Source organism: Salegentibacter holothuriorum (genome assembly GCF_900168045.1).
Classification (GTDB): Bacteria; Bacteroidota; Bacteroidia; order Flavobacteriales; family Flavobacteriaceae; genus Salegentibacter; species Salegentibacter holothuriorum.
In genome coordinates this window covers 201158-226850 of the sequence record NZ_FUYY01000005.1, presented here as the reverse complement: position 1 = coordinate 226850, position 25693 = coordinate 201158, and the positions used below count along the sequence as shown (strand labels likewise).

24 protein-coding genes are annotated in these 25693 nt (G+C 35.6%); 17 read left to right on the top strand and 7 right to left on the bottom strand.

The window, feature by feature from the left end; all coding sequences use genetic code 11:
* The 4 genes from B5X51_RS12680 to B5X51_RS12665 form a co-directional block, all read left to right on the top strand.
* A partial coding sequence (locus B5X51_RS12680; protein ID WP_139374892.1) for an IS1595 family transposase occupies nucleotides 1–509 on the top strand: 509 nt, incomplete at its 5' end.
* A gap of 426 nt (nucleotides 510–935) precedes the next feature.
* Nucleotides 936–2804, top strand: coding sequence for a TIGR00341 family protein (locus B5X51_RS12675; protein WP_079721556.1), 1869 nt, complete (start codon nucleotides 936–938; stop codon nucleotides 2802–2804).
* 246 nt (nucleotides 2805–3050) lie between these two features.
* Entirely contained in the window at nucleotides 3051–3530 is a 480-nt protein-coding gene (locus B5X51_RS12670) for a DUF4168 domain-containing protein (protein WP_079721555.1), read from the top strand.
* A 225-nt stretch (nucleotides 3531–3755) separates the two neighbouring features.
* A complete protein-coding gene (locus B5X51_RS12665; RefSeq protein ID WP_079721567.1) occupies nucleotides 3756–4334 on the top strand; it encodes a hypothetical protein in 579 nt (192 codons plus the stop codon).
* On the opposite strand, the gene B5X51_RS12660 is transcribed toward B5X51_RS12665, so the two are convergent.
* Together B5X51_RS12660 and B5X51_RS12655 are read right to left on the bottom strand one after the other, a co-directional pair.
* Complete coding sequence (locus tag B5X51_RS12660) at nucleotides 4331–5857, bottom strand: GH3 family acyl-acid amido synthetase (RefSeq protein WP_079721554.1); 1527 nt, start codon at nucleotides 5855–5857, stop codon at nucleotides 4331–4333. The two genes, B5X51_RS12665 and B5X51_RS12660, sit on opposite strands and share 4 nt — an antisense overlap.
* Nucleotides 5858–5964: 107 nt before the next feature.
* Entirely contained in the window at nucleotides 5965–7524 is a 1560-nt protein-coding gene (locus tag B5X51_RS12655) for an NAD(P)/FAD-dependent oxidoreductase (protein ID WP_079721553.1), read from the bottom strand.
* 172 nt (nucleotides 7525–7696) lie between these two features.
* Here B5X51_RS12655 and B5X51_RS12650 point away from each other — a divergent pair, with 172 nt between their 5' ends.
* The 6 genes from B5X51_RS12650 to yidC all read left to right on the top strand — a co-directional run bounded on the left by B5X51_RS12650 (nucleotide 7697) and on the right by yidC (nucleotide 13429).
* Nucleotides 7697–8269: a carboxymuconolactone decarboxylase family protein gene (locus B5X51_RS12650; RefSeq protein WP_079721552.1), complete on the top strand. Its 573-nt coding sequence runs from the start codon at nucleotides 7697–7699 to the stop codon at nucleotides 8267–8269.
* A gap of 11 nt (nucleotides 8270–8280) precedes the next feature.
* Nucleotides 8281–9147, top strand: coding sequence for a hypothetical protein (locus B5X51_RS12645; RefSeq protein ID WP_079721551.1), 867 nt, complete (start codon nucleotides 8281–8283; stop codon nucleotides 9145–9147).
* Nucleotides 9144–9512 (top strand): response regulator, encoded by a 369-nt coding sequence (locus B5X51_RS12640; RefSeq protein ID WP_079721550.1) that lies wholly within the window; start codon nucleotides 9144–9146, stop codon nucleotides 9510–9512. The genes B5X51_RS12645 and B5X51_RS12640 overlap by 4 nt, the downstream gene beginning before the upstream one ends.
* Nucleotides 9513–9749, top strand: a complete 237-nt coding sequence (locus tag B5X51_RS12635; protein WP_079721549.1) for a DUF3820 family protein — start codon at nucleotides 9513–9515, stop codon at nucleotides 9747–9749. It begins immediately after the preceding gene.
* Nucleotides 9750–9870: 121 nt separating this feature from the next.
* Entirely contained in the window at nucleotides 9871–11505 is a 1635-nt protein-coding gene (locus tag B5X51_RS12630; RefSeq protein ID WP_079721548.1) for a CTP synthase, read from the top strand.
* Between the two features lie 52 nt (nucleotides 11506–11557).
* Nucleotides 11558–13429, top strand: coding sequence for a membrane protein insertase YidC (yidC, locus tag B5X51_RS12625; protein ID WP_079721547.1), 1872 nt, complete (start codon nucleotides 11558–11560; stop codon nucleotides 13427–13429).
* A gap of 174 nt (nucleotides 13430–13603) precedes the next feature.
* Here the strand turns inward: yidC and B5X51_RS12620 are convergent, their stop codons facing one another.
* Nucleotides 13604–14245, bottom strand: coding sequence for a protein-L-isoaspartate(D-aspartate) O-methyltransferase (locus B5X51_RS12620; protein ID WP_079721566.1), 642 nt, complete (start codon nucleotides 14243–14245; stop codon nucleotides 13604–13606).
* A 136-nt stretch (nucleotides 14246–14381) separates the two neighbouring features.
* Between B5X51_RS12620 and B5X51_RS12615 the strand changes: the two genes are divergently transcribed.
* The 7 genes from B5X51_RS12615 to miaA all read left to right on the top strand — a co-directional run bounded on the left by B5X51_RS12615 (nucleotide 14382) and on the right by miaA (nucleotide 21615).
* Nucleotides 14382–15347 carry a Gfo/Idh/MocA family protein gene (locus B5X51_RS12615; RefSeq protein WP_079721546.1) on the top strand — a complete coding sequence of 322 codons (966 nt, stop codon included), beginning with the start codon at nucleotides 14382–14384 and terminating at the stop codon, nucleotides 15345–15347.
* Between the two features lie 54 nt (nucleotides 15348–15401).
* Nucleotides 15402–16289 carry a 3-hydroxyacyl-CoA dehydrogenase family protein gene (locus tag B5X51_RS12610; RefSeq protein WP_079721545.1) on the top strand — a complete coding sequence of 296 codons (888 nt, stop codon included), beginning with the start codon at nucleotides 15402–15404 and terminating at the stop codon, nucleotides 16287–16289.
* Between the two features lie 206 nt (nucleotides 16290–16495).
* A complete protein-coding gene (locus B5X51_RS12605; protein ID WP_079721544.1) occupies nucleotides 16496–17740 on the top strand; it encodes a DUF1015 domain-containing protein in 1245 nt (414 codons plus the stop codon).
* 12 nt (nucleotides 17741–17752) lie between these two features.
* Nucleotides 17753–18403, top strand: coding sequence for a YggS family pyridoxal phosphate-dependent enzyme (locus B5X51_RS12600; protein ID WP_079721543.1), 651 nt, complete (start codon nucleotides 17753–17755; stop codon nucleotides 18401–18403).
* A 26-nt stretch (nucleotides 18404–18429) separates the two neighbouring features.
* Nucleotides 18430–19803 (top strand): exonuclease domain-containing protein, encoded by a 1374-nt coding sequence (locus B5X51_RS12595; protein ID WP_079721542.1) that lies wholly within the window; start codon nucleotides 18430–18432, stop codon nucleotides 19801–19803.
* 65 nt (nucleotides 19804–19868) lie between these two features.
* The gene (locus B5X51_RS12590) at nucleotides 19869–20702 is read left to right on the top strand and encodes an ion transporter (RefSeq protein WP_079721541.1); all 834 of its coding nucleotides are present in this window, start codon (nucleotides 19869–19871) and stop codon (nucleotides 20700–20702) included.
* Nucleotides 20692–21615: a tRNA (adenosine(37)-N6)-dimethylallyltransferase MiaA gene (miaA, locus tag B5X51_RS12585; RefSeq protein ID WP_079721540.1), complete on the top strand. Its 924-nt coding sequence runs from the start codon at nucleotides 20692–20694 to the stop codon at nucleotides 21613–21615. The genes B5X51_RS12590 and miaA overlap by 11 nt, the downstream gene beginning before the upstream one ends.
* 365 nt (nucleotides 21616–21980) lie before the next feature.
* Here miaA and B5X51_RS12575 read toward each other — a convergent pair whose 3' ends face one another.
* The 4 genes from B5X51_RS12575 to B5X51_RS12560 form a co-directional block, all read right to left on the bottom strand.
* Nucleotides 21981–22556: a DJ-1/PfpI family protein gene (locus B5X51_RS12575; RefSeq protein ID WP_079721538.1), complete on the bottom strand. Its 576-nt coding sequence runs from the start codon at nucleotides 22554–22556 to the stop codon at nucleotides 21981–21983.
* A gap of 219 nt (nucleotides 22557–22775) precedes the next feature.
* Complete coding sequence (locus B5X51_RS12570; RefSeq protein WP_079721537.1) at nucleotides 22776–23882, bottom strand: sensor histidine kinase; 1107 nt, start codon at nucleotides 23880–23882, stop codon at nucleotides 22776–22778.
* Between the two features lie 11 nt (nucleotides 23883–23893).
* Nucleotides 23894–24658 (bottom strand): LytR/AlgR family response regulator transcription factor, encoded by a 765-nt coding sequence (locus tag B5X51_RS12565; protein WP_079721536.1) that lies wholly within the window; start codon nucleotides 24656–24658, stop codon nucleotides 23894–23896.
* Nucleotides 24659–24972: 314 nt separating this feature from the next.
* Entirely contained in the window at nucleotides 24973–25527 is a 555-nt protein-coding gene (locus tag B5X51_RS12560) for a hypothetical protein (RefSeq protein WP_139374891.1), read from the bottom strand.
* Nucleotides 25528–25693 lie beyond the last annotated feature (166 nt).

The following is a 25693-nucleotide window of genomic DNA, read 5'->3' as shown; positions in this document are numbered from 1 at the left end:
ATTTTTCTGTCGAAGCTTCGGCAGTAGAGCGCAATAAGCAGAAAGCCGGTCGGGGCAGCAAGACTAAATCCAATGTGATGGTGATGGCAGAGAGTACTATACTTGAGGATATAGAAACCAGGAAAATAAACCGGCAATGTCGTTATTTTAAGGCAAGGGCGCTCGACGATCACAAGGCAGACAACGCTGACCAAGCACTAAAAAAGGCCATTGATGGCGAAAAAGCTATTATATTTTCAGATAAAAGCACATCCTATCTTAATATAGAAGATTATGTGAGTATACATATGACCGAAAAATCAAGCCAGCAGACAACAAAGCAGACCCTAAGATGGGTTCACATTGCTATTGGAAATGCAAAAAAAGACTTGCAGAAATTCCATAAAATAAAGAGAAAATATCTGCAATTATATCTCAATGAGTTCATTTACAAACTCAACAGAAGGTATTTTGGAGACAAAATATTCAACAGGTTAATAATAGCAGGCATTACAGCTACTGGACGTTAAACGGATATGCAAAAAAGTTTTCTTCAAAATAGTAATAAAGACCATTTTTTACAAAAAAACTATTCTTCTGTATATTTAATTAAAAAAGAAGATAAAGCCGGTTACTGAAGCAAGCATTTTTACCTATTGAAAATAGAAATTCAACAGATCTAACGCCGGGTAAAGTAAACTACCTCGGGGCAAGCCCACGAGGCATTCGTTGGAAACAAATTTTTAATTTCGAAGCAAGCGTCGGGGTATTACATCCTTTGGCGGTGCCAATAAAAAAGTACGCTTTGAGAATTGGAACGACAATAAAACTGGCGTCTACTATATTTCTAATAAATGAAAACTAAAACTGCTTTAGGTTAACTCCAAAACTCAGGTTAAACATTTAGTACCGATTTCAAAAAACCGTACCTTGCTTTGCAATCGCAATAACTAACTATGCTGTATATTGTACATCACCCTAAGGATAGGGCGAAAATGGAAGAGGATATTTTTCCATTATTAGAAAATACTGAAAAAGAAATTCTAAATTATCCAGAAGTAGATTTTAAAATTAGCGATGAGGATATTTTAGTAACTTATTTAAGTGATGAGTTCTTAAGGGCATTTTTACCCAAAGCAGCACAGCAAAAAATCAAAATTGGTATTTTACCTCATCCCGAAAATACGTATACCACGAAAGGTTTAGGTATTTCAAACGATCCAGAAAAAGTTATAGAGGAAATCCTAAATAATAAAGAAGTACATAAACTGGATATGCTCTTCTGTAATAACACGCCCGTATTCCAATCGGTAAATATTGGTAATGTTTTTATTTTTACTGAAGAACATCAGAATAATAATGTATTTCGTGAACTCTTTTCCTTCTATAAAAACATTAGACGCTTATCTTCCCTTTCCCATAATTCCTATGAAATAACTTCTGAAGACGAAAAGATAATTCACACATCGGCTTTGGGGATAATTGTGGTGGAACATGCACTAAGTTCGGTAGTAGCCAGAAGATTGGTTTCAGATAGTACTTTAAATGATGGAATGTTTAGTGCACTTATTATTTCGCCTACCAATCTATTACAATTAGTCTGGTTTTTATTGCGCAGTTTAATCCCTTTTGGAAAGCAATTAGATATAGCTCCATCTTTTATAGGAAGAATAAGAATTACCAAACTTAAAATAAAAAACAATGCTTCTATTGAATTTACGGTAGATGGCGAAAAAGACCAGGCAGAACAAATAGCCATTAGGGTAGAGCCAGAATCATTGCTCCTCGCCCAATCCAGTAAATATGGCTCGGAAAAAGAAGAAGCTAATCTCAAAAAAAGTATTAAAACCAATACTTTACCAACCGGAGAAAAACGTGAAGAATTAACCAAACGCACCCTTCCCATATATCCCAGAGCTACCACTGAAGAATTTCAGGAATTATTTAAGGTATTACGGGAGAACTCTAAAACCACTTCTGTCTATGTTGTCATGATGATTTTATCTACCCTAATTGCAACATTTGGCCTTTTTGGTGATTCTTCTCCTGTAATAATTGGTGCCATGATCCTGGCTCCAATTATTGCTCCAATCGTCTCTTTCGCAATGGGTATGGTACGTTATGATAAGAGAATGCTCAAACAGGGAGTTATTACAATTTTAATTGGAACGGGAGTTTCTTTATTGTTTTCAGCGGGAGTAAGTCTTATTATCCCTATAAAACTAATAACTTCTGAAATAGATGCCAGGCTCTCTCCTACCCTATTAGATATGGGTATTGCCATAGTCTCTGGAGTCGCTGCCGCCTATGCCCACGCCAAAGAAGGTATTGCAAAAAGTTTGGCAGGGGTAGCTATTGCAGTTGCTTTAGTGCCTCCATTAGCAGTAGCCGGCATAGGAATTGGCTGGTGGGACTGGCAGGTATTTTCGGGAGCATTCCTATTATATCTAACCAACCTCGCCGGGATTATTATGTTTGCCGGGATTACCTTTCTTGTGTTGGGGTTCGCTCCATTTAAAAGAGCTAAACTAGGCTTAATCTATACCTTGATTCTAATTGGAATGGTAATGGTCCCCCTATCACTCTCCTTTAACCGTATTCAAAAAGAAGCAAGTATAACCCGCGAATTAGAAGGAGCTACCATAAATGAATTGGTTATTAGAAACGTAAAAGTGAGGTTTGGCACTCCACTTAGAGTTTCCCTTACCCTGGTAAGCCCAAATAATTTGGGAGGAGCTGAAATTAGAGAAATTAAAAGAGAGATAGAAGAAAATATTGGTGAACCTATTAGCCTGGAAGTTATTCCTGCCAGGGGATTTAAATAAACTAAAAACCCAGTTGTTCCCAAAGAATATTGAAGTATAGAAATCTATTCTTCTTAAAACTGATTTATAAATAATTGGAATTACAAAAGTTTAAATCGAAAATCATACTATTAGGTCGTGAAATTTAACATCCTATTCAATTTGAGTTAAGCTTCTCTAAAAAACAATAATTATTGATCTATATTTTTTGAATCGCAATAACGTATTTATAGATTGCAAGCTATTCAAAAACTTTAAACAAAGATTATGATTAAGTCAAAGAAGATTGCAGGTTTATTAATCGCTTTCGCCCTTATGGGTAGCACAAGTGTATTTGCTCAAACCCAGCAATTACCGCAACAGCAACAAACTGTAGAAATAGATGTTAGCGACGCAGAGCTTTCTAAATTTGCTGATGCTTATCAAAGAATTAGAATGGTAAATCAGAAGGCGCAACAGGAAATGGCGAAGAAAGTTGAAGATAGCGGATTTGATATTCAACGTTTTAATGAAATTCACCAGGCAGCTCTAGACCCAAATACCGAAAGTGATGCCACAGAAGAAGAAAAGAAGAAACATAAAGCTGTAGTTGCAGAAATTGAAAGTATGCAAGGTAAATTCCAAAAAGAAATGGAAGATGCTATTTCAAATCAAGGTCTCGAGGTTGCCCGTTACGAAAAAATAGCCATGGCACTTCAAACCGATACCGAACTACAACAGCGTTTACAAAAGCTAATGCAAGGATAATCTCTAATATCTTTAGAAATTTTAAAAAAGGTCCCTTCTAAAGGCGACCTTTTTTTATGTTTATTTTATAACCTCATTTTTGGTGCAAACTGCTAAGTATGCTATATTTTTAAACAGAAAATAAAGAAATTAAATTTGACAACTTGGCCTAAAACTTACGTTATAACACTAACTTCAATTTTAATAGTTCTATTGAATTGGAGTGCCCTTTATGCACAAAATACCATGAAACAAAAAGACACTTTAAAGTTTGAAAACAAAATAGTGCCAGATGAAATTTGGCGGGAAACCTACATTGCGCTTTCCCATTATCCTGAATTAAAAAATACGCCTATTGAGTTCAAATTTAAAAAGAAGATCCAAAAATCTTTTATGCAAGCTCAGCCTAAACTTTCAGGCTTATTAAAAAATAAGAAAAAGCGTTCTTATTTTGTTATGATCAGTGAACATATAAAAATTGAAGATGAAATTTTTGATGTAAAAAATGTTCCTTCAGAAGTATTAATTGGTTGGATTGGCCACGAATTGGGACATATCATGGACTATCGCGAACGCAGCGCGCTAAATATGGTTTGGTTCGGCATTAAATATCTAACCTCAAAAAAATCTATACAGGAAGCTGAAAGAGCCGCAGACACCTATGCGGTAAACCACGGCCTTGGTAAATATATTATCGCTACTAAAGACTTTATCTTAAATCACACACATCTTGCAGATGCTTATAAAGCACGAATCAAGAAATTATATCTCTCGCAAGAGGAAATTATGACTTTAATTGACGAAATAGATGAAGATGACGATTAAGCATTTTTATCTTTTACGAATTTTTCCCACTTCGCAAATTTTTCTTCGTCCATAACTTTTTCCATTTTCACCTGTCCGCCTTTTTTCTTATTGGCAGCACTCCACTCTGGAAACATATTTGGATTAACTTTAGTTACTTTAACTCCTTTTAAAGCTTTAGAACGAGCTACTTTATAATTTTTATTAGCATTTTTCAAAGATTCATCTAAGGCCTCTTTCAGTTCTTCCTCTGGCGTCTCACCTTCAGTTCCTAAATACCAGTGATGATGAAATTCACCATCAATTCGTACTGCAGCTAATGTAAATTCTGGAATTTTTATATCAAATTTCTCTTCAAGCTCCTGCAATGCATCATTCATTTTATTAACCGAAAGTTGAGAGCCTACAACGTTTAAGAAGAACTTTGTTCTTCCGGTTATGCGAATTTCCTTTCGTTTTACATCAGTGAATTTAATAGTATCTCCAATTAGATATCTCCAGGCACCGGAAACGGTACTAATTAGCAATACATAATCTTTTTCTTCTTCAACTTCATCTAAAGAAATAACTGGCGCATCATCAACTATAGAACCATCTTGATTAATATATTCAGCCTTAAACGGAACAAACTCAAAGTAAATTCCATTATCCAAAATAAGCTTCATTGCATTAGTTTCAGGTCTTGCCTGTACTGCCAAAAACCCTTCTGAAGCCAGGTAAGTATCAATAACTGTAATAGGTCTCGCCAACAAAGCGTTAAAACTTTTTTCATAAGGCTCAAAGGCAACTCCACCAGAAGCATACACCTGCAAGTTTGGCCAAATGTCATGTATGTTTTCAAGGTTATTGTATTCAATTACCTTTTTCATCATTAATTCCAACCAGGAGGGAATCCCGCTAAGGGCACCAATATCCCAATTTTTAGCATTTTCAGCTATGCGTTGTACCCGCTCGTCCCATTCTTCAATTTTAGAAATTTCTTCACCTGGTTTGTAGTAGCCGCGAAACCAGAAGGGAATATTACTGGCGCTAATTCCGCTAATTTCACCTTCCTTATGGTCTCCTTCCTTTTCCAGGTCGGTAGAACTTCCCAGCATCATAATTTCCTTTTCAAAAAAATCTGGTGGAAGATCAAAATTGCTCAGGGCACTAACCTGCTTTATCCCAGCTTTTCTAATAGATTCCAGCATTTCATCGGTCACGGGAATACGTTTACTTGATTTCCCCGTGGTTCCAGAGCTCACCGCAAAATAAGGCGGTCTTCCCGGCCAGGTAATATCTTTCTCGCCATCATGAAGTTTATGCCACCATTCGTCATTTAGTTTATTATAATCAAAATAAGGAACCTTTTCAGCAAAGGTTTTTTTAATATCCTCGGCTTTTAATATAGCTTCAAAATCGTAATGCTTTCCAAACTGTGTGTCTTTGGCTTTCTTTAGTAATTTAATGAGCACTTCCTTCTGCGCTTCTTCTCCTTCAGGCTCTGAAACTATAGTATCACGAAGGTCTATAAGACTTTTTATTAAGGAACCTACTATGGGCATAATTCTGGTTTTTATTGATGGTTATTTTCAAAAAATGAAGATAAAAAAAACCAAAATCAACATTATTAATGTCTTGACAATTATCAAGAATTTAACCTTTCAAAACACTAAGAATTCTGTGAACTCTCTACGCATTTTTCGGCACATCTTTCTCCATCTATTGCCGCAGAAATTATTCCGCCAGCATAACCGGCACCTTCCCCGCAAGGATAAAGTCCTTTTATTTGTACGTGTTCAAAACTATATGGATCCCTTGGAATTCTTACGGGAGAAGAAGTTCTGGATTCCGGCGCGTGAACCACGGCATCGTTGGTTAAAAAACCACGCATACTTTTATTGAATTCCTTAAAGCCTTCCTGTAAAGTTTTATGAATGAATTCTGGGAATACATTTCCTAAATCGGCAGAAGTTACCCCGGGCTTGTAGGAAGTTATGGGAAGATTTTCCGATATTTTCCCTTGCGTAAAATCTACTAAGCGCTGCGCCGGGACTTTTTGTGTGCTTCCGCCTTCCAACCAGGCTTTTTGCTCTATTTTTTTCTGAAACTCCATTGCCGCCAACGGATTCTCTTTAACATTAACAAAATCTGACAGTCTTAATTCTATTACAATTCCTGAGTTTGCCGTAGGTTGATCGCGCTTGCTGGGAGACCAGCCATTGGTAACCACCTCTCCCGGGGAAGTTGCACAGGGAGCAATAATGCCACCGGGGCACATGCAAAATGAATACATTCCCCTACCCTTTATCTGTTTTACAATACTATAGGGTGAAGGCGGAAGAAATTCTCCCCTGGAATCGCACTTATATTGAATTTGATCTATGAGCTCCTGCGGATGTTCAACCCTTACCCCAAGTGCAAAAGCTTTGGCCTCTATCTTTATATTTTTTTTGTGTAATAGTTCAAAAATATCCCGCGCCGAATGTCCTGTAGCCAGGATAATCTTTTTGGCTTTAATACTTTCGCCACTTAAAGTTTTAATTCCTGCTACTTGATTATTTTCAATAAGAATATCGGTTAGCCGGGTTTCAAAAAGAACTTCACCTCCACAAGCAATAATACGCTCACGAATATCAGCAATAATTGCCGGAAGCTTGTTAGTTCCAATATGCGGGTGCGCATCTACCATAATCTCTGGAGTAGCACCAAAACCTACCAATAGTTTTAGAATACGGTCTACATCGCCCCGTTTTTTAGAACGGGTGTATAATTTACCGTCACTATAGGTGCCCGCACCGCCTTCCCCAAAGCAATAATTAGAGTCTTCATTTACAATATGCTCTATATTAAGAGCCTTGAGATCGCGACGGCGTGTTCTTACATCCTTTCCGCGTTCAATAATTATAGGCTTAAATCCTAATTCGATACAGCGTAAGGCGGCAAACAATCCTGCCGGGCCTGCTCCTACTATTATAATTTCCTCTTTATCACTTACATTATTATATTCGGGTGGAGTAATTTTTTCTTCAGTAAACTTTTCATTTACATAAACATCTAACTTTAAATTGATCTTTACCGCCCGCTGTCTGGCATCTATAGATCTTTTTAGAATATTTATTGCAGTTATTTCTTCCTTAGGAATACTGGCGTGGCCAGAAACAGCTCTTTTTATGTGTTGCTCATTTGCAGCTTCTTGCGGACTTAGTCTAATTTGGTATTGATATTTCATGAACTTATATCTGTTGCAAAAATATACTTTTCAAAATTACTCGATCAGAAATTTTGTTATTAGACGCTTGTTATAGAAAAAAATAATTCAGTATTTTTCATTTAATCTATTAAATTTTTAACTTCATTTGTGTAGATTTTTAACCCCAACTATATTAAAAAAAATTACTAGAATGAATTTAACCTCAAGATATCCTATGGTTTCCTATGAAGAAGCCACGCCAGATGTTCAGGCTATTTATGATGATACCAAGAAGACCCTACAACTTCCTTTTGTTCTTAACTGGTTTAAATGCCAGGGCAATAACGCTACATTACTAAAGGGAAATTGGGGTAAATTGAAAAGTACATTAATGGAAGGTGACGTACCTAATGTACTCAAACAACTTATTATTTACAATGTATCCAAACAGCGCGGTTGCAATTACTGCTCACACGCACACGGAATATTTGCCGATAGTATGAGTGCAATGATTTCTGAAGAGGAAGGTTTTAGGGCTACAGAGCATATTGATTCTCCTACTATGCCTGCCAGTTTTAGAACAGCTGTAAAAATTGTTACTAATGCTGCGCTTAATCACAGTGAAGTATCAGACGAAGATTTTCTGGAACTGGAAAAAGTAGGTTTCACTCAAAATGAAATTCAGGAACTAATGGCACAGGCAGATCTAGTGAATATGCTAAATACCATTGCTGATGTTTCTGGAATCAAGATAGACAACGAATTACTGGAAACTCCAGAATAAGTTCAGTTCTTATGGAATCCCTACAGGATAGGAACTCTCGGGTTTATAGAATTACCTACGAAACTTTTTCAAAATTCAGCAACAATTTAAACCGTTGTAAAAGTTTGGATGATGTTTCGCGGGTTTCCGTGCGTTTCTTAAAATATTTGCTGAATTTTCATCTTTTCAGGATTAGTGTCAACCAGGTCGGTTCTTACCTGGTTTACTGCCAATGTAATTCCACAGGACGCTTTGAACTTATTCAGCGCGAAAATCTTTTTCCGTATGAAATAAAAATAATGGAAGACAATATTCCTATTAGAACAGGAAATGTCCCCACTGAATTAAGCGAAAAAATTTCTGAAACCAATTTAGAGGCGCCATTTCTTTGGTCTTGGACCTTTAAAAAAATGGATCTAGATTTCACCGTTTCTCTGGTTGCCGATAAAAACAAAGCCTTTGATGTTGGTGATATTGAAATGCTAAAATTAATAAGTGATAGTTTCCAGGCCAAATTTCAGGAAATCTATCTTAAAGAAGAATTAGACCATAAAAACAAATCGCTTCTTCAGGCCTTAGATGTTATTAAAAATCAGAATAAAAAGATCAATCAAATTGTAGAAAATCAAAAGCAAACTATTGCCGATCGTACGAAGGAAGTGGTTGAAAAAAATGAGAAACTACTTCGTATTTCTGCTCTAAACGCACATAATGTTAGGGAACCATTATCCAGAATTCAGGGTATAGTTCAGCTTTATGATGTTTTTGATGATAAGACCTGCAGGGAAGAACTTTTACCAAAGCTTAAACAATCTTCAGAAGAAATGGATCAGGTTTTGCAAGAAGTAATTAATATGGCAACAGCCGAAATAAATCAACTAAAAGCTAAAGAGTTATGAGCACTATTATCCTGGTAGACGACCAGCCCATAGCAAATTTTATAACGCGCAAACTCTTAGAGATTGAAGGGTTTAATGAAGATGTTTTAGATTTCACCAATCCCGAAAAAGCATTAGCCTATTTAAAAGGAAAGCAAAATGCTCTTATTTTTCTAGACTTAAATATGCCTGAAATGAATGGTTGGGAGTTTCTGGATCACTTAAAATCCAAAGAGCAAAGCCATAAAATAATCATTCTTACTTCAAGTACCAGCGCAATAGATAAAAACCGGGCTAAAGAATATGACTCGGTAATAAAATATGTAGAAAAACCCTTAAACAAAAATAAGTTCAATCAACTTCAACCTTTATTGAAGACTTTATAAATGAGCCTAAAACCAAACCACAAAGCACTCTTAGAACTTGCACACGCTAAAATGCATTTTGGGAAATATAGAGGCTATTATTTAAGTGACATTCCCGAATATTATTTGGTATGGTATCGCCAAAAAGGCTTTCCCGAAGGAAAGCTTGGGATGCAAATGAGTGAAGTCTTTGAACTTAAACTTAATGGAATGGAACAATTGCTTAGGGATATTAGAAGAAAATTTCCAAAATATTGAGCTTTTCGCACTTAATAAGCTACTTTTTACTTATAAAATATTAGGTTTAAAATTAACGGCTTTTCTATTCTTCTTTGTAATTTAGCGCCCTGAATAAAACAACGCAACAAACACTTCAAAGATGGCCGAAACCAAGTATATTTTTGTCACCGGCGGCGTTTCTTCTTCTCTTGGAAAAGGGATTATAGCAGCTTCACTGGCAAAATTATTACAAGCACGCGGATTTAGAACCACGATTCAGAAACTCGACCCTTATATTAACGTAGATCCCGGTACACTTAATCCTTATGAACATGGCGAATGCTATGTAACCGAAGATGGTGCTGAGACAGATCTAGACCTTGGTCATTACGAACGATTTTTAAATGTTAATACTTCTCAGGCAAATAATGTAACAACGGGACGTATCTACCAAAGCGTTATAGAAAAAGAACGACGCGGAGAATTTTTAGGAAAAACCGTTCAGGTGGTTCCGCATATTACCAATGAAATTAAAGACAGAATCCAGATCCTTGGACAAAATGGGGATTACGATATTGTAATTACTGAAATTGGGGGTACCGTAGGAGATATTGAATCTTTACCATATATTGAAGCGGTACGCCAATTAAAATGGGAATTAGGAGATGAAAATGCTTTAATTATTCACCTTACACTTGTTCCTTATCTTGCTGCTGCTGGAGAGCTCAAAACAAAACCTACCCAACATAGTGTAAAAACTTTGATGGAAAGCGGACTTAAAGCTGATATCCTAGTTTGTAGAACCGAACACGAACTTTCTGATGATATTCGCCGCAAACTGGCTATTTTCTGTAATGTAAGACAGGAAGCAGTTATTCAAAGTATTGATGCCGCCACTATTTATGACGTTCCAAACCTTATGCTAAAAGAAGGCCTGGACACAGTAACTCTAAAGAAATTGCATTTACCAGACGAAGTTACACCTAATTTAGATAGATGGAACCAATTTTTAAATAGACATAAAAACCCTAAAGCCGAAATCACTATTGGTTTAATTGGAAAATATGTAGAATTACAGGATTCTTATAAATCTATTCTTGAAGCTTTTATACATGCAGGTGCCGAAAATGAAGTGAAGGTGAATGTAGAAAGTATTCATTCAGAATTTATAAATGAAAATACTATAGACCATAAATTCGCGAATTTAGACGGAGTTTTGGTTGCGCCCGGTTTTGGAGAACGCGGTGTAGAAGGAAAAATTGATGCTGTAAAATATGCAAGAGAACATAATTTGCCATTTTTAGGCATTTGTTTAGGAATGCAAATGGCAGTGATTGAGTTTGCCAGAAACGTATTAAAGTTAAAAACTGCCAATTCTACCGAAATGGATCCTAAAACCAAACATCCGGTTATAGATCTTATGGAAGAGCAAAAAGAGGTAACTCACAAAGGCGGAACAATGCGACTTGGAGCCTGGGATTGCAAACTTACTGAAGGCTCTAAAATTCAAGATGCTTACGGCAAAACCGAAATTAAAGAAAGGCACCGTCACCGTTATGAATATAACAACAAATATAAAGACGAGCTTGAGAAATTAGGGATGCTAAGCACAGGAATTAATCCTGAAACAGGCCTGGTAGAAGTTATAGAGTTAAAAGACCATCCATGGTTTGTAGGTGTGCAATACCACCCCGAATATAAGAGTACAGTTGCTACTCCGCATCCGGTATTTATCGCCTTTATTAAGGCAGCATACGATTTTTCAAAAAATAAAGAAAATGCCAGTCTGGCATAAAATAAATAATGGCCGACTTATTGACCAAAAGCAAGTTATAGTTTAGAAAAGCATGGAAGAAAAGAAATTTGATGTTCAGTCCTTAATTGGATTTATACTTATTGGTGGAATATTAATTTGGATGCTCTACACCAATAGTGCTTCAGAAGAGGTAATAGATCCACAACAAGAAACCGAGCAGGTTGAAATCCCCAAAAATACAGATTCCAACCAAACACCATTACAAGAAGAGGAAGTACAAAGCCAGGGCGCAGACTCTACTGCACTTGCACAGGCCCGTGAGCGTTTAGGCGCTTTTGGTTACTCGGCAAGTCTTCCATCAGCTACAGAAAACACCACTACAATTTCTAACGATGTTTTAGAACTTAAAATAGACAATAAAGGTGGGTATATTTCAGAAGCAAGGTTAACCAATTACAAAACCTTCGATTCTATTCCGGTTTACTTAATTAAAGATGGAAATGCTTCCTTCAACATTAATTTTACCACTACAGACGGTAGAACGCTAGACACCGAGAACCTTTATTTTGAACCCGAAGTAACACAAAGTGGAGAGAACCAAATTATCTCTATGAAGCTTAAAGTTTCAGAAAACGAATTCCTGGAATATCGTTATGTGCTGAAACCCGGTGAATATATGTTAGATTTCAGTATAAGCTCTCAAGGCTTAAACGGTGTTCTAAACAGCTCTCGTGATATTAACATGAATTGGCAATTAAAAGGTTACCGCCACGCGAAAAGTATTTCTTACGAAAATCGTTATACCGATCTTATTTATGAGTATGATGATGGCAACGACGATTATCTTGGGGCAGGTGATTTTGAAGAACAGGAAGACGAAAATATCACTTACGTAGCTTTTAAACAGCATTTCTTTACTTCAATTTTATTAACAGATAATCCATTTACCCGCGGAAAATTCATTTCACAAAACCTTGTAGATGATGAAGAAGTAGACACGGTTTATACTAAAGATTTTGCAGCACAACTACCTTTAGAATTAAAAGGCGGCGAGCTTAATTATAATATGAACTGGTATTATGGGCCAACAGATTATAAGATCTTAAACGATTATGACCGTAACCTGGATGAAGTTGTACCCTTAGGTTGGGGAATTTTTGGATGGATTAACAAATATGTATTTATACCATTTTTCGCATTTTTAAGCGGAGTGCTACCAAGCTACGGTATTGCAATTATTGTAATGACCATTGTAGTGAGAATTGTACTTTCTCCGGTTACTTACAAATCTTATCTCTCACAGGCTAAAATGAAGGTTTTAAGACCTGAAATTAACGAGCTGAACGAGAAGTATAAGGATAATGCTATGAAAAAGCAACAGGAAACTATGAAACTGTATAGTAAAGCAGGAGCCAGCCCAATGAGTGGTTGTTTACCGGCTTTGATGCAAATTCCGGTTTTCTATGCGCTGTTCCAGTTTTTCCCAAGTGCTTTCCAATTAAGACAGAAAGGATTTTTATGGGCAGACGATTTATCAAGTTATGATACTATAGCTCAATTACCATTCAACATTCCGTTCTACGGAGATCACGTGAGTTTATTCCCAATTTTAGCATCTATTGCCATATTTATCTATATGATGATGACTACGGGACAAAGTATGCAGCAGGCCCAGCAACCGGGAATGCCTAATATGAAATTTATTATGTACCTGTCTCCTCTAATGATGTTGTTCTTCTTTAACAACTATGCCAGTGGACTTTCACTGTATTACTTCACCTCTAACCTTATTACCATTGGAATTATGCTGGTAATTAAATATGTGATTATTGATGAAGATAAAATTCATGCTAAAATCCAGGAGAACAAGAAAAAGCCTAAAAAGCAGAATAAGTTCACCAGGAAAATGCAGGAAATGATGGAGCAGGCTGAACAGCAAAAAAATCAACAGAAGAAGAAATAAGCTTTCAAAAGCTTAAGCATAAAAAAGCAGGTTTAAAATATTTTAAACCTGCTTTTTTATTACGTCATCCTGAACTTGTTTCAGGATCTAATAAGCTTAAAAATTAAATCAAGTTAGAAGCTGAAACAAGTTCAGCTTGACGGAAAGAGCATTTTAAACAAGCTATACTACTATTTAATTCTTATCCCCAAGTAAAGGCACGAACCTGAATTGTCCAAATTCGGTTTTATCAAATTCTGTAGGAGATTTTCTTATAAAAAGAGTCATAGTTTGCACATCGTCTCCTACAGGAATTACCAACCTTCCTCCAATTTTTAATTGTCCTAAAAGATCATTAGGCACAAAAGGAGCACCAGCAGTTACAATTATTTTATCAAATGGCGCATAATCTGGCATTCCTTTGTAACCATCTCCAAAACTAAGATGTTTAGGACGATAACCTATTTTACTCAAAAACATTTTTGTTTTTCTATATAGCTCACGTTGGCGCTCTATGCTGTAAACTTTGGCACCTAATTCACACAAAACAGCAGTTTGGTATCCACTTCCCGTGCCTATTTCCAAAACCTTTTCTCCCTTTTCAATTTCTAATTTTTCTGACTGAAAAGCTACGGTGTAAGGCTGGGAGATCGTTTGATCTGCAGCGATAGGAAAAGCTTTATCCTGGTAGGCATGATCCTCAAAACTACTATCCATAAATAGATGCCTGGGAATTTTCCCAATGGCATCTAAAACTGCTTTGTCGGTAATTCCTTTCTTTTTGACGGTTTTTACCAATTGCTGCCTTTTCCCTTTATGTCTAAAATTGTCCTGAATCACTTAATTTCCCGTTTAGCTTGCAAAAATACTCATTACAAGTCAAAGTTGCCAATTGAAATCGGGGGAGATTCCCCGCCGTATTGCTAAACTATTTGCTATCAAAATGCTATTTTTGTGAAAAATGCTAAAAAATATGTTGAAAGTTGGCGTACTTGGTGCAGGACACTTAGGAAAGATACATTTAAAATTACTCAATCAGTCTGAAAAATATGAGCTTGTAGGTTTCTACGATGCAAATTCTGAAAATGCTGAAAAGATTTCTGCTGAATTCGGTTATAAAAAATTTGATACTATACAAGATCTCATCGCAGCAGTAGATGTGGTAGATGTAGTCACTCCTACCCTTTCCCATTTTGAAGTAGCTAAAAGAACAATTACCGCAGGTAAGCATCTCTTTATAGAAAAACCCATTACCAACACTTTTGCTGAAGCCGAAGAACTTATTGCATTAGCCAAAGAATACGGTGTTAAAGGCCAGGTTGGTCACGTAGAACGTTTTAATCCTGCATTTAGAGCGGTAGCTTCCAGAATTGAAAATCCTATGTTTATTGAGGCGCATCGTCTTGCAGAGTTTAATCCGCGTGGTACAGATGTCCCCGTAGTTCTGGATTTAATGATCCACGATATTGATGCTGTTTTAAGCGTAGTGAAATCTAAAGTGAAAAATATTAATGCCAGCGGAGTTTCAGTAATTAGTGATACTCCAGATATTGCTAATGCAAGAATAGAATTTGAAAATGGATGTGTGGCCAACTTAACCGCCAGCCGAATTTCAATGAAAAACATGCGTAAATCAAGGTTTTTTCAGCGAGACGCTTATATCTCGGTAGACTTTCTAGAGAAAATATGTGAGGTTGTAAAAATGAAGGATGCTCCCGAAACTCCCGATGACTACGCGATGATCTTGCAAAATGCTGAAGGGGTGAAAAAACAAATCTATTTTGATAATCCTGATGTTTCTCCAAACAACGCTATTTTAGATGAATTAGAAACTTTTGCCGACGCCATAAATAATAATACCACTCCAATAGTGACACTGGAACAGGGGGCTGAAGCTTTGCGTGTTGCCAACGGAGTTATTGAAAGTTTTAGTAAATAATATAAAATCTATTTCAGTCTGTATTTAAGCTGAAATTCATAAAAACCACACACAATGAAAAATATAGCAGTTATAGGAGCAGGAACTATGGGCAACGGAATCGCCCACACTTTCGCCCAGTTTGGATACAAAGTAAACCTTATTGATATTTCAGAAGAAAGTTTAGATAAGGGAATGAAAACTATTTCGGGGAATTTAGACCGTATGGTTTCCAAGGAAAAAATAAGCGAAACAGATAAAGAAGCAACGCTTATCAACATCACTACATTTACTGATATTCCTAAAGGTGTAAAAGATATAGATCTTGTAGTGGAAGCAGCTACCGAAAATGAAGATCTAAAGCTTAAAATATTTAAGCAACTGGACGAAAACTGTTCGGCAGAAACCATTTTGGCAAGTAATACTTCCTCAATTTCTATTACAAAAATAGCTTCTGTAGTCTCCAATCCAGAACGTGTAATTGGAATGCATTTTATGAACCCGGTGCCAATCATGAAATTGGTAGAGATTATTCGCGGTTATAATACCAGCGATAAGGTTACTAAAAGCGTTATGGAACTTTCAGAAAACCTGAAAAAAGTTCCTGTTGAAGCTAACGATTACCCGGGCTTTGTTGCTAACCGTATTTTAATGCCTATGATAAACGAGGCAATTGAAACTTTTTATAATAATGTGGCTGGTGTTAAAGAAATTGACACCGTAATGAAACTTGGAATGGCGCACCCAATGGGTCCACTGCAATTAGCAGATTTTATTGGTTTAGATGTTTGTCATTCTATTCTTGAAGTAATGTACGACGGTTTTAAAAACCCAAAATATGCACCCTGCCCCCTATTGACCAATATGGTGATGGCCGGCAAACTGGGAATAAAATCTGGTGAAGGTTTTTATGATTATTCTGAAAGTAAAAAAGCCGAAAAGGTTTCTTCACAATTCAGTTAATTGAGAAAATATTTTGAAAAATAAGAGTAAAATTAAGTAACAAATTAATGAGTTTTTCTATTAGTTTTTACTCGTTACTCTGAACTTGTTTCAGAATCTAAGTTGTCTTTAATTAAAAACAGGTTAGAAGCTGAAACAAGTTCAGCTTGACGAATTTAGACTTTATTTTAAAGCTCAATAATTAAGTGAAATTTCAATAATTACATTTGACCAAGATACTTCCATTTAGGGCGGTTAGACCGCAACGGGCCAAAGCTGGTCTTGTAGCTACAAAATCTTTTGAAGATTATAATGAAGCTGAAATAAGAGCAATCTTGCAGTATAATCCGTATTCATTTTTACATATTCTGAATCCGGGTTATAAATTTCAGCACGAGATTACCGGCGGACAACGATTTCAAATGGTGAAAAATCGCTACCTGGAATTTAAAGAAGAAAACTCTTTTATAAAAGATGAAAAACCGGCTTACTACCTTTATAAGATTGTAAGCAGGGAAAGTAGTTGCTGCGGAATTATAGCCGCGGCCAGTGCCGAAGATTATGAAAATAATCTCATAAAAAAGCACGAAGATACCATTGCCCACCGCGAAACCATGTTCAAGGATTATCTAAAAGTGGTGGGCTTTAATACCGAACCGGTATTGCTTACCTACCCCGATAATTCTAAGATAAATGAAGTGATAGACCAGGTTATGCAAACCCGAGCCGAATACGAATTTGCTACTGTAAACCGGGAAATTCATTATTTATGGAAAATTGATGAGGAGGATTTACTGGAACAAATTAAAGAAGAGTTTGACCAGATGCCGCATCTCTATATTGCCGATGGCCACCATAGAAGTGCTTCCTCTTATTTGTTGGGCCAGGAATCTAAAGCAGCCAATAAAAATCACACCGGGAAAGAAGCTTATAATTATTTTATGAGTTACCTTATTTCAGAAAGCAATTTAAAGATCCACGAATTTAGTAGATTGATAACCGATTTGAATGGGCATACCAAAGAAGAATTCCTTATTTTACTGGATGAATACTTCCGAATTGAAAATCATGGCATGGAAGTGTATGAGCCGCAACAAAAACATCATTTCAACATGTATTTGGATGGGGAATTTTATTCCCTTTATTTACGTAAAACAAACTACGAATTTAGTGACTCTTTAAGTAAATTAGATCCTTATATCCTGTATAAGAAAGTGCTTCAGCCAATTTTGGGCATTGAAGACCTTAGAAATGACAAGCGTATTTCTTATATTCACGTTAAGAACGATCTCATAGAAATTAAAACCCGTATAGATAAAGGAGAGTTTGCAGTAGGTTTTGGAATGCTTCCATTAAGCATAGAGGAAATTAAGGAAACTGCAGATGAAGGATTAACAATGCCTCCAAAAAGCACTTATATTGAACCCAAACTATTAAGCGGATTAACCATCTATGAGTTTGAAATCAACTAAAAATTAAATTGCATGAATATTTCAGAGAATATTAAAAATTTTCAGGATGAACTACCTGATGATGTAACCCTGGTGGCTATTTCAAAAACCAAGCCTGTAGACGATCTTTTAGAAGCTTACGAAGCCGGTCAAAGACATTTTGGGGAGAACAAAATCCAGGAAATGACTGAAAAATGGGAAAAACTTCCCAAGGATATTAAATGGCATATGGTGGGTCATGTTCAGCGAAACAAGGTAAAATATATGGCGCCATACGTTTCCCTTATTCACGCCGTAGATAGTTTAAAATTATTGAAAGAAATTAATAAAGAAGCCGACAAAAATGACCGTGATATAGATTGCCTGTTGCAAATTAAAATTGCTGAAGAAGACAGTAAATTTGGAATTTCAACAGAAAAGGCTAAAGAGATTTTAGATTCAGAGGAGTTTAAAAAATTAGATCACGTAAAAGTAAAAGGCCTCATGGGAATGGCTACTTTTACCGATGACGAGACACAGGTAAAAAAAGAATTTGAGCACCTAAAATCGGTTTTTAAAGATTTTAGTGAACAATATGTAGATATGAAAGTACTTTCTATGGGAATGAGCGGCGATTATAAAATTGCTGTAGATTCCGGTAGTAATATGGTACGCATAGGCAGTGATATATTTGGTGCCAGATAATTAATTAAAAAAACATAAGCTAATTTTTGTACGCAGTAGTAGACATAGAAACCACCGGTGGTAAGTATAATGAAGAGGGAATAACCGAAATTGCTATCTATAAATTTGATGGTCTTAAAGTAGTAGATCAATTTATAAGCCTTGTAAATCCGGAAAAAGCCATTCAGCCATTTGTGGTTAACCTTACCGGCATAAATAACGACATGCTTCGTAATGCGCCTAAATTTTATGAGGTTGCCAAACGTATTGTAGAAATCACCGAAGATTGTGTTTTGGTAGCTCATAACTCAAAATTCGATTATCGTATTCTTCGCACCGAATTTAAAAGATTGGGCTTCGATTTTGAAAGAAGATCGCTGTGTACGGTAGAGCTTTCCAAAAAACTTATTCCAGGCCAGGAGTCCTATAGCTTAGGGAAACTGGTTAGAGCTTTGGGAATTCCTTTAAGTGACCGGCATAGGGCTAGCGGAGATGCTCAGGCAACGGTAAAGCTTTTTAAAATGTTACTTGCCAAAGATGTGGAAAAGAATATTTTAAAAGATGCCGTAAAACTGGAACCCAAGCGCCAGGTTGATACCCGCCTGGTTTACATTTTAGAAGATCTCCCGGGTATTACCGGTGTATATTATTTACATAATGCAGAGGGCGATATTATTTACATCGGGAAAAGTAAAAATATAAAAAAACGAGTAACCCAGCATTTTACCAGTGAGCAACACAAAGCCCGCCAAATGCAAAAAGAAGTTTCTTCTGTAAGTTATGAGGCTACTGGTAATGAACTCGCGGCATTATTAAAAGAAAATCAGGAAATAAAGCAGAACAAACCAAAATATAACAAAGCTTTAAAAAAGAATATTTTTAGTCATGCGCTTTACCATTCTACAGACGAGCAAGGCTATATAAACCTATATATAGCCAGGGCAGGGAAAAAGAATAGTATCACTACATTTTCTTCCTTAAAAAGAGCCAGGAATGTATTGGAAATGTGGATAGAAAAATATGAACTCTGCCAACGACTTTGTTCCCTGGAAAAAGGATCTGGAAATTGTTTTAATTATAGTATTAAAAAGTGCCACGGTGCCTGTATCCAGGAAGAACCGGCAGAAACTTATAACGAAAGGGTTAGAGAACTAATTAATCAGCATTCTTATAAGAACCAAAATATGCTGGTTATAGACCGCGGCCGTGAAATAGATGAAAAAAGTGCTTTGCTTGTTGAAAACGGCGAATTTAAAGGTATTGGCTATTTTAATCTAAATCATCAAATTAACAATATAGATATTATTAGATCTATAATAACGCCAATGAAAAACGACAGGGATTCCCAGCATATTATTCAGAGCTATTTGCGTCGCAATTCCAGGTTAAAGATTGTTCCATTAAATCCACTAGCTAAATAAGTTCTAAATTACTGACTGGCTTGAGTAATTTATTTAAATTTGAATAATTCGTAAATCACTAATTTTTGCCGAAAATAGAACCAAAATCAGGCTGGAAAGCAAAACTTCATGAAGTAATTTATGAAGCCGACACACCGGCAGGAAAGTTTTTTGACGTGGCCTTACTTATTGTAATTGCCATAAGTATCGCATTGGTAATGTTAGAAAGCGTAGGTTCCCTTAACACAAAGTATTACTGGCATTTCTATATCGCTGAATGGATAATTACTTTAATTTTTAGTGTAGAATACATCCTTCGAATAATATCTATTAAAAAACCCAAACACTATATTTTAAGTTTCTATGGAATTGTAGATCTACTTTCTACACTACCAACCTATCTGGCTTTTATTTTCGGTGGGCATAATCTGCTCTTTGCTGTAAGAGCTTTAAGATTACTAAGAGTTTTCAGGATTTTAAAAGTCTCCAGATATATAGGCGAGTCTAACCGACTTTTATTGGCTTTACGAAATAGTAGACCTAAAATTACTGTATTCTTATTTGCCGTACTTATAATCTGTATTATTATGGGTACAGTAATGCACTTAATAGAGGGCGAAAAAGGAGGTTTTGATAATATACCACTTAGTATTTATTGGGCAATTGTAACCCTTACTACGGTAGGCTTTGGTGATATACATCCGGTAACCCCATTGGGCCGGCTAATCGCATCATTTATAATGATTGTAGGTTATGGTATTATTGCGGTTCCTACAGGAATAGTTACTTCCGAAATTACTCGCTCCCAAAAAGATAAAATTCCTAACAACACGCAAGTCTGTCCGCATTGTAATGAAACAAAGCATTTAGATGATGCTGAATTTTGCCATAACTGCGGAAAATCACTTCATGAACACTAATTATCTTCTTAATATTGTAGGGCCAACGGCAATTGGCAAGACTTCCTTGGCCATAAAACTCGCAAATAAGTTTAATACTGAAATAATTTCAGCAGATTCCAGGCAGTTTTATAAAGAAATGAGCATAGGTACTGCTGTTCCTTCAAAAGAAGAATTAAGAGCGGCTAAACACCATTTTATTCAGCATATCTCTATTGAAGATAATTATAATGTAGGTGATTTTGAAACTGAAGCCATTCAGAAGTTAAATGAATTATTTCAGCATAAAAATTTTGCAATCATGGTTGGTGGCAGCGGACTGTACACTAAAAGTGTTTTGCAGGGTTTAGATTATTTTCCTGAAGTTTCATTAGAAATTAGGCAGGAGCTTAATCTGAAATTAGAAAAAGAAGGTTTAGCACCATTGCAGCATCAATTGCAAAAGCTGGATCCACATTATTTTAAAATTGTTGATATAGAAAATCCGCATCGGGTAATCAGGGCACTGGAAGTTTGTATAAGTAGCGGAAAACCATATTCCTCCTATCTAAACCAACCAAAGAAAAAACGTGATTTTACTACAATAAGTATAGGACTTGATGCCGACCGTAAAATAATCTATGACCGCATAAACCACAGGGTAGATCTTATGATGGAGGAAGGATTGCTGCAAGAAGCTAGAAGCCTCTTCCCAAAACGCCAACTAAATGCCTTAAATACCGTTGGTTATAAAGAGCTTTTTTCTTTCTTAGAAGGAAAAGATTCCCTGGAAACTGCAATTTCAGAAATCAAAAAAAATACCAGGAGATTTGCAAAAAGGCAACTTACCTGGTTTAGAAAAGATCAGGAAATCAACTGGTTTGATAACCAAACGCCTATAGAAGAAATTCAGCAATTCATTGAAACAAAAATCAGTGATAGATCTCATTCTTGAACAATAGAAAAAATTTCAACAACAACCCCTCCACCCTGCGGCCACCTCCCCTTGAAAATAAGGAGAGGAGCTTTAAAAGTTCTTTTGAAACTGCAGCCTGTTTCCCTTCAAAATACCTGGAGGAGCTGAAAAAGTTCTTCTAAACAATCATTGAAATCAGGAATCAATGTTTAAAAAGCTTTAGTTTCTGGCTCTGATTTAGAATAAAAAAAGCTCCCCTACTTTCAAAGGAGGGGAATGAATTCAGCTTTGCTGAACAAAGGGGTGGTTGAAACCCCTCCGGCCTGCGGCCACCTCCCCTTGAAAATAAGGGGAGGAGCTTTAAAAGTTCTTTTAAAATAACAGCCATCTCAACTTCAAATCTTTTAAATCTCAATTTTGGCTCCCAGAAGTTTTACAAATTCCCTAATAAAAGCCGAATGCCCAGGCCAGGCCGGTGATGTCACTAAATTACCATCTACTACAACTTCGGTAGGATCAACTTCTTGGTACTTCCCTCCTACCAATTCAATTTCAGGTCCTATTGTTGGATAAGCTGTAAGCGTTCTTCCTTTTAAAACATCTGCCACCGTAAGAATTTGAATCGCGTGACAAATTGCAGCTACCGGTTTGTCTTTTTCAAAGAAATGCTTAGTATATTCTATCACTTTTTTATTTAATCTAAGGTACTCTGGTGCGCGGCCGCCGGCCATTATAAAACCTGCATAGTCTTCTATATTTATATCTTCAAAAGAGTAATTGAGTTCAAATAAATGGCCTGGCTTTTCAGTGTAAGTCTGGTCTCCTTCAAAGTCATGAATAGCGGTTTTTATCTTTTCCCCTTTTTTCTTTCCGGGGCAAACGGTATGAACCGTATATCCTAGCATAACCAACATTTGAAAAGGCACCATAGTTTCATAATCTTCAGCAAAATCTCCAGTTAAAAAGAGTAGTTTTTTCATAATTGATAAGGTTTTAAAATCTTCCTTTAAATTATGAAAATTGAGTCTAAGCCTTTTAAATTAAGCTTTAAAAAATAGTTAAATATATTTGCTTGAGTAAGTCCATTTCAGGGAGTGCTAAGTTTGGTCACTAAAAACTGAGCTTATTTCAGCATTAACATGCTTTTTGATTAACGATATTCTAGAGCCATACATATAAGGTAAGTACAGGTTATATAGTCAAGTTTTGGAAAATGGAATTCTTATTACAGTTTCTACTCCAGACTCTTTATTGCGAATTTTAAAAACAGCTTTTTTGCCGTAAAGGGTTTGCAAACGGTCCCTGGTATTAGAAATTCCCACACCTTTATCCAACAAAGCTTCCTGTTTTTTAGTAAGAGTCTTTCCGTTATTATAAACACTAAGCACGAGATATCCTTTTTCTTTGAATATTTTGATTATAATTTTTAAATGTATGTTATGGTAAGAATAACCGTGTTTTACCGAATTCTCTACTATAGGCTGTAATAATAAAGACGGCACTAAGCGATCTACAAGACTTTCATCTATTTCTTTTTCAATTATTAAATGATCTGAAAATCTTAGGGTGAGAATATTTAAATAATAGTCTAACATTCTTAATTCCTTTCTCAAAGTAACCTTATAATTCTCACTACTATATAAGATTTCCCTTAGTAGATCACTTAAATCTGCAATAGTATCCTGAGCTTTTTTAGCATCCATCTCTACCAAGACCGAAATTGAATTTAAAGTATTGAATAAAAAATGTGGCTGTAGCTGAGACGATAGCATTTTCATTCGTGTATTGGTAAGCTGAGACTCCAGAAATGCTTTTTGTTTCTGGGTCTCTTTTACCTGCTTTAGATAGTAATAGGTATAAATGATAAAGATCATCGCAAAATAGATAAGGAAATTAAGATCTATCACAAATATCATTCGGTCTATGCTAGCCTTTAAACTATAATCGGCAAAACTCATTCGGCCTAGCAAAATTCCATGTAGATCAAAAAAGAATCTGATTACAAATCCTATTAAAATTGAAAACAAAGTATGTAGTAAAAAAATCTTTACCCAGGAGTAATTTTTATCTAATAAGCGCTTAGTACTTATGGCAATTAAGCTCATATACACTACAACAATAATCCAATCTATAAGCAGGTTATGAATTATAATATCGTGCCATGATTCTACTATTTCTTTATACACAAAAGCACGCATATAAGCCAGTTTACCCAAGTATATCAGGTTAAATAAAGTATAGAAAGTAGCTAAAAGTAGAATAAGCTTAACATCTATATATTTATTTTTTAAGGAGGAAAGGCTCATAACAAGATGCTTTAAATTCCAAGTTTCTCAAACAGTTCTTTCTTATGGGATTTACTGATGCGCAGTAATTTATCGTCTTTCATTCTTACATCTACTTCAGAGAAATCTGAATGAACAATTTCTTTAATATGATTTAAATTAACGATCACCGACCTATGAATTCTAAAGAAAGTGTAATCCTTTAAAAAATCATTTAAGTTATTTAAGGATTCCCGAAGCACATATTTATTTCCTTTAGAAAAGATTTCAGCATAATAACCCGAAGCACAGATATAACCAATCTCTTCAGGCCTTAACAGTATTGTTTTATTGCCCTGCCTAACCGGTAGCTTTAATGGAATATTTGCACTTTCCTGGTCTTTACTATAAACTTCGAACAAAGTTTGTAAACGTTTCTCAAAATTATCCTGGGCTTCATTTTTTGATATATTAAGTACCTTCTTTATTGTTTTAAAAAAGCGTTCGTCCCTAAATGGTTTCAATAAAAAATCAAAGGCGTCTACATCAAAAGCTTTCGTAGCATAATTATCATAGGCTGTTACGAAAACCACTACTGGTTTTGGTTTCACCTGAAGTTCCTGTAGCACTTCGAACCCATTCATATCTTTCATATTTATATCAAGAAAAACGAGTTCCGGTTGAAGTCTATTAATTTTTGCAATAGCAGATTTCCCATTAGAACACTCTCCTAAAATTTCAATCTCCTGTACTTCAGCGAGCAAGTTAAGCACTCTTCTTCTTGCAAGTTCTTCATCATCTACTACAAGTGCTTTCATAATTTTCACATTTAAAATTTTCTTATGTAATTTAAAACTATTTTTCTTGTTATAAATAATTTTAAATCATAAGTAACTGATATCAAATAAATTGATGCGATAAACATATCAATTTTTGCTTTGAGAGCTATCTTCTATGATGTAAAAGACCTTCTATTTGCAGTAAATCACCTCGCGCAAGCCCACGAAGCGTTCAATGGAAAATTTTTAAATACAATTGAGTAAAGACATAAAAAATGCCTGTAAAGTTTTTCGAGCTTCATTTATACTGAAGCATAATCTTTACAAGCATTAAGTTTATGTATTTCAGGTATTTACATACCTGCAACACGCTCTTCATTTATATTTTTAGGATCAATTTTGATGATTTTTGATTTATTATCGCCTACCACCTTAATTCTATAAAGTTCTTTATCCAGAATGCGACCTTTACCTTTAGCTATGTAATTGTTTTTCACCATTCTCCAGCCTTTGGTTTGTCTCCATAATTCATTTCTTACGGCAAGTGGCAATGCAATATTCTTAAAAATTTGTCTTGTTCGTTCTAATTCTCCTTCTTTAGAATATCTGGCTTCAAGAAAACCTTTATCTGTAGAGAAAGTCACCAGGTAAGAATTATAATCCTTATCTTTTACTTCTTCAATGAATTTAGAAATATCAAAATAAGATTCCATAAATGCCATCGGATTTTTAGTGAATTCAACCGCAAAACCATCGTTCACTTTATAGCGATATTCATCGGGATTATTGGTTTCGGTAAAACTAATAGGAGAAAAAGCAACTCTAGTTTCTTCCAGTTCTGTAATTCGCTGAGCATAGCTACCAAAGCTAAAGCTTACAAGCATCAAAATAACGACTAATGTTTTCATAACAATTTTATTTTAGGATTTATAAACAGTTTAGGTACAAGCTTATATCTAATTATACCCTAAAGTTAAGATGCAATACAGCTGAAATTGTTATTAATGATCTAGAATAGATTTTTTTGATATTGAATACTTTAAAAACTGATGTAAAGCCCAAAACATTCAATTT